Consider the following 4,806-nt stretch of genomic DNA (forward strand, 5'->3'; position numbering starts at 1 on the left):
AAGTATTATTCAGCCATTATTCGGCTACGCTGCTGATAAATTCTCAAAACCCTGGTTGTTATCTATTGGTATGCTTTTAGCGGGTTTCGGGCTTGGGATGACGGGGTTATGCAAGAACTATCAATTAATAATGATGCTGGCGATTATCAGTGGAATAGGGATTGCTGCATACCATCCGGAAGCCGCCAGGTTGGTAAACTTTGCTGCTGGAAATCAAAAAAATACGGCCATGAGTATTTTCGGAGTTGGAGGAACTATCGGGTTCGCTGTTGGCCCCCTTTTAATCACAGCATCACTTCTTCAATGGGGCTTGAGAGGTACGCTTATACTTATTTTACCCGTTTCGATCATGGCTATATTTATGACAACTCAATTTTCGAAGTTAAAGTCACTTACGGCAATCAAAAATGATCAGAAGAAAGGATCTGAGTCTCAATTTGAAGAAGAGAATTGGTGGGCGTTTATACGACTGACTATTGTTATCATTGGTCGATCAATAATTTTTTATGGGCTAAATACCTTTATTCCAATTTATTGGATCAATCACCTTCATCAGTCAAAAGTGGTTGGATCACTGGCTCTCACGATTTTTGCAGGGTCTGGTATATTCGGAAATCTAATCGGCGGAAAATTGGCAGATCGTTTGGGACAAAAAAAGGTGATTCTATTAGGTTTTTTGGGATTAACCCTATTCCTTCCAATTTTTATTTTCATTAATAATGTTCAACTTGCTTTATTATTAATGGTTCCCATCGGGTTCATATTGTATGCCACTTACAGCCCTTCAATTGTAATGGGGCAAAATTATCTTCCAAACCGAGTAGGATTGTCATCAGGTATTACACTTGGGGTTGCTATTTCTATCGGAGGTGCTGCCACTCCGGTAATTGGAAAAATTGCAGACATTTATGGTATTTGGGTCGCAATTGCAACCGTTGCCTGCTTGCCGATATTATTTTTTGCAATCGCCATGAGTTTACCCGAAAATCCAAAAAAGAATGGAATAGATTAAAAACATATTATTTACCGGGGAATTGATTCATTTAAAAATGCCTTGTCCCATATAGATGAATTTCACCCAAGTATCATTTCCGCATACCTTGAATCTCCTTGATGGTTTGCCATCATTGATTGAGCGCAACCAGGGATACCCTGAATTGGTGGTTAAAGCAGTTTGTCAGATTACATTATTGAACCAGAGATGTAGCATCCATGAAACACGATAGAAGGCGGTTTAAAGGTCCACCCATGCTTCAGCCTCGTTACCGCAGTTGGTGCATGTACCGGTACCCTTGACTTTCTGGGGGGCTTTTGAGACTTTCTTTTTTTTCTCGGCTTTTTCCACTTCAATCCACTGGCAGGTAATTTCCATTTCTGCTTCGTTTCCGCAGTTTTTGCAATTACAGACTTGTTGGTATTTTTTTTCAGTCATTTACATTCTCCTTTTAGTATTGTTTGGCAGCAATATCTTTATACTAATACTGAAACCTTGAGTTGACCAGTATAAATGTACTTTGTTTGAAAAAAATATACGTCATCAAAATTTTGTTGAAAAACATTGTGAATAGATGTGAAAAATTATAGGATTTTAAATCCCTTTTGGAATTGAACAAAACACTTTTAATGGTAGCATATGAGAACTGATGACCACGATGGCAAAGGAACTTATATAATTATTCTGTATATGGATAAGGGTAAAAGTATCCAAATAGGTGCACTTGGTAAGTATAAGTTTAAACGGGGATATTATGCTTATGTCGGTAGCGCATTTGGCCCTGGTGGTTTAAAAAGCCGGGTAAAACATCATATCGAACCTAAAAAGAGCTATCACTGGCACATTGATTTTCTAAATCCAGTTGTTAAAGAAGTCTGGGTGTCTGAACATGGGGCAAGATTTGAACATGATTGGGCAACGGCACTTGGAGAAACTGCATCAAATAAAATCCTTGGCTTTGGTTGTTCAGATTGCTCATGTGAATCTCATTTATTGTACTTTAAATCCATGGCAATCTTAAAAAAATCTCAGAAATATCTTTGTAAGAATAGTTATGTTCGAATGGTCAGATCCCAATTTTTATCCGATTTGAAATTTGATTCAATATCACTCCCCAGAATATTCAAGCTGACCATTCAAAACCCCTAAAATGCAAAAATCAACACTCAACAATTATCCGAAGGTGGACTATTCGGAGCCTGGAATAGTTTAGGATACCAAAATAATACATCACCGGAAATCTGGATTAAAGTTGATGCCAATCATGCGAGAATTTTTGAGTTTTAAAATCATGGAAACCCACGGAATTCCTTTTTATATTTATATTACACAAAAACCTAAAAATAATTTGACACGATAACCTAAAAAGACAAGTCATACATTTATCGATATAGGCCAAAATAATGCCAACGTCACAAGACAAATTTGCACAATCTCTCGCTGTTCTAAAGGGACTTCAGGATAAAAGGATTGTTGCAATTCATACAAACAATATGACACGCACACACCGGGAACCCTCCTTAAGAATAGGAGGCAATAAACCAACGGCTCTTTTGTATGAAACTTCTTTGATGGATGTTCGGCTGAAATTACCAGGCAAGAACAATTTGGAAAGCAAAGAAAATTTACAGATCATGACTTTGCCTGCTGCCCTAATCTCATGTTCCCCTGGCTTTTATTTAAATAATGCCACAGATGCCCGTGCTGCGCTATCCATGATCCCTGATGCTTCCGAAATCCTACACAAACTTCTTGAGGGTGGACACAGCACAATAGCTGGCAGGATTGCCGGAGCTTTTCGAAATATTGGGAAAGATACCATTGCTGAAAATATCATTGCAACAATGAATACAGCCGGATATAATTCGACAGAATGCGATCCCTTTGAAGAAAACTCTACCATCCTTTTTAGTGATCGTGAACGATCTCCATATGTAAACCGGATGCAGATGAACTGGGCAGAAATGCGAGACGTTGTCCTGAAAAACTTTCCGTCCCCCCCCTTATTACCTCAAGATACTGATGAATACATTAAAAATGTCGATGACATATATGTGACAGATGCCTATCATTCACTTTCTATTGAAGGATATCGTGTGAGTGATGATCTTATTGAAAAAGTCCGTTCAGGTGATTGGGACCCGGAAATCAACCCCAAGGATAAAGAATACCCAGATGCCTTGGCAGCTCGTGGTTACTGGCAAGCTTTCCAAACAGTAAAGGAAAGCTTGGAGAAAATATTAAATAATAATTCCCCCGGTGAAGTGGCACACAATGACCATGCTACATGGTATAGAGAGTTATTTGCGCCAAGCGTAGGTGCGGGTCTTATGGCAACAACCGATCTTGCCGGTTATCGCAACTGCCCAGTTTATATTAAAAAATCAACACATGTACCGCCTCGTTATGAAACAGTTCGAGATCTTATGCCTGCGTTCTTTTCGCTTTTAAAAGATGAAGAAGAACCTGCTGTAAGGGCTGTGTTAGGCCATTTTTTCTTTGTATATATTCACCCTTATCCTGACGGGAATGGGCGAATGGGAAGGTTTCTGATGAATACCATGTTCGCCGGTGGCGGTTACCCGTGGACCGTAATCCCACCTAAAGCCCGTAGTGATTATATGGAGACCCTTGAAGAAGCGAGCGTGAGGACCAATATAGAACCATTTTCTAATTTTTTAGCTGCGCTCGTTCAAAAAGAGATGGATAATAAATTTTTTTTAAAAGGATGATATTGCAACTCCCATTCTTTTTTGGTAGTTGTTGAACGTTATCTGCCAATCTGAGTTATACAGAAAAAAAACTGGTAAACATATTGCAAATAGACCAAAGCTTATCCTTATTCGTTAGGGAATTGTTGTGTAGTGAGACTATTCAATTCATTTATTATTGATCAGTTCGTTCCTCTTCAAAAAGCTGACCCCGGATAAAATAGTCCTTAAAATACTGAGAGTTTAAAATGGGTAGATGGCGTCCTCCGATAAAAAAAGGTTCCAAATATATCACCCCGGAAGGTGCACGAAAATTAACTGAAGTGCTTCAGTACTTGTGGAAAGTTGAGCGACCACATGTGACCGAGAGAGTTGCGAAAGCTGCCGCACAAGGTGATCGTAGTGAAAATGCCGAATACATTTATGGCAAGAAACGCTTACGTGAAATTGATAGCAAGATTCGATTTTTAACGAACCGTCTCGACGGGATAATTGTGGTCGATCGTATTCCTGATGATCAGGATATAGTTTATTTTGGTGCTTTCGTTACCCTCGAGGATGAAGAAGGAGAAGAGGTCGAATATCGTATCGTTGGACCCGATGAGTTCAATGTTGTTGATGGAAAACTTAGTATGGATTCGCCTTTAGGTAAAGCATTGTTAGGAAAACGAGTGGAGGATAAAATCAAGATTTCTGCTCCAAAGGGAGTGAAAGTTTTTTATATATTGAAAATTCGTTATTTTGAAAAACAATCATCATAAATTGTTCTCCAGAATGCCTTTTCAGGCATATTGATATTCACCCGCCGGAAACTTGACTTTGGAAACTTAATGTTTACTTCATATACCCTAAGAATAAAAGGATTAAATGACAATTTATAAGAAGGATGATATGATGAAACAATTTGGCAGCACCATAAAAATGGTTTTCCTTGCAGGTATCACGGTAATGCTTATTTTTGGATGCGTTTCCAGTAAGTCGGGAGATGTTTATTCAAGGGACCAGGCCCAAAAGTCCCAGACCGTGGTGGCGGGGACCGTTGAATCTGTGAAACAAGTGATCATTGAAGGGACCAAAACACCTGTGGGAACCGTAGCCGGT

At 39.1% G+C, this 4,806-nt stretch carries 6 protein-coding genes; 5 read left to right on the forward strand and 1 reads right to left on the reverse strand.

The features are described from left to right. On the forward strand, positions 1 to 1,012 hold a 1,012-nt coding region (locus tag KKG99_06320), incomplete at its 5' end, for an MFS transporter (protein MBU1012600.1). A gap of 222 nt (positions 1,013 to 1,234) precedes the next feature. On the opposite strand, the gene KKG99_06325 is transcribed toward KKG99_06320, so the two are convergent. Further along, positions 1,235 to 1,432 (reverse strand): hypothetical protein, encoded by a 198-nt coding sequence (locus tag KKG99_06325; protein ID MBU1012601.1) that lies wholly within the window; start codon positions 1,430 to 1,432, stop codon positions 1,235 to 1,237. Between the two features lie 201 nt (positions 1,433 to 1,633). On the opposite strand from KKG99_06325, the gene KKG99_06330 reads away from it, so the two are divergent. The 4 genes from KKG99_06330 to KKG99_06345 all read left to right on the forward strand — a co-directional run. Beyond that, a complete protein-coding gene (locus KKG99_06330) occupies positions 1,634 to 2,143 on the forward strand; it encodes a GIY-YIG nuclease family protein (protein ID MBU1012602.1) in 510 nt (169 codons plus the stop codon). A 254-nt stretch (positions 2,144 to 2,397) separates the two neighbouring features. Continuing rightward, positions 2,398 to 3,726, forward strand: a complete 1,329-nt coding sequence (locus tag KKG99_06335; GenBank protein MBU1012603.1) for a Fic family protein — start codon at positions 2,398 to 2,400, stop codon at positions 3,724 to 3,726. 227 nt (positions 3,727 to 3,953) lie between these two features. Further along, positions 3,954 to 4,466 carry a transcription elongation factor GreB gene (gene greB / locus KKG99_06340; protein MBU1012604.1) on the forward strand — a complete coding sequence of 171 codons (513 nt, stop codon included), beginning with the start codon at positions 3,954 to 3,956 and terminating at the stop codon, positions 4,464 to 4,466. Positions 4,467 to 4,626: 160 nt separating this feature from the next. Then, positions 4,627 to 4,806, forward strand: a 180-nt coding sequence (locus tag KKG99_06345; protein ID MBU1012605.1) for a hypothetical protein, incomplete at its 3' end; no start/stop codon positions are given.

The sequence above is a fragment of the Bacteroidota bacterium genome (assembly GCA_018816945.1).
Classification (GTDB): Bacteria; Bacteroidota; Bacteroidia; order Bacteroidales.

What these genes read in the sequence shown, in the direction of transcription:
- KKG99_06325 (MBU1012601.1), bottom strand. Translation starts at nt 1,432, where the DNA reads ATGACTGAAAAAAAATACCAACAAGTCTGTAATTGCAAAAACTGCGGA.
- KKG99_06330 (MBU1012602.1), top strand. Translation starts at nt 1,634, where the DNA reads ATGAGAACTGATGACCACGATGGCAAAGGAACTTATATAATTATTCTG.
- KKG99_06335 (MBU1012603.1), top strand. Translation starts at nt 2,398, where the DNA reads ATGCCAACGTCACAAGACAAATTTGCACAATCTCTCGCTGTTCTAAAG.
- greB (MBU1012604.1), top strand. Translation starts at nt 3,954, where the DNA reads ATGGGTAGATGGCGTCCTCCGATAAAAAAAGGTTCCAAATATATCACC.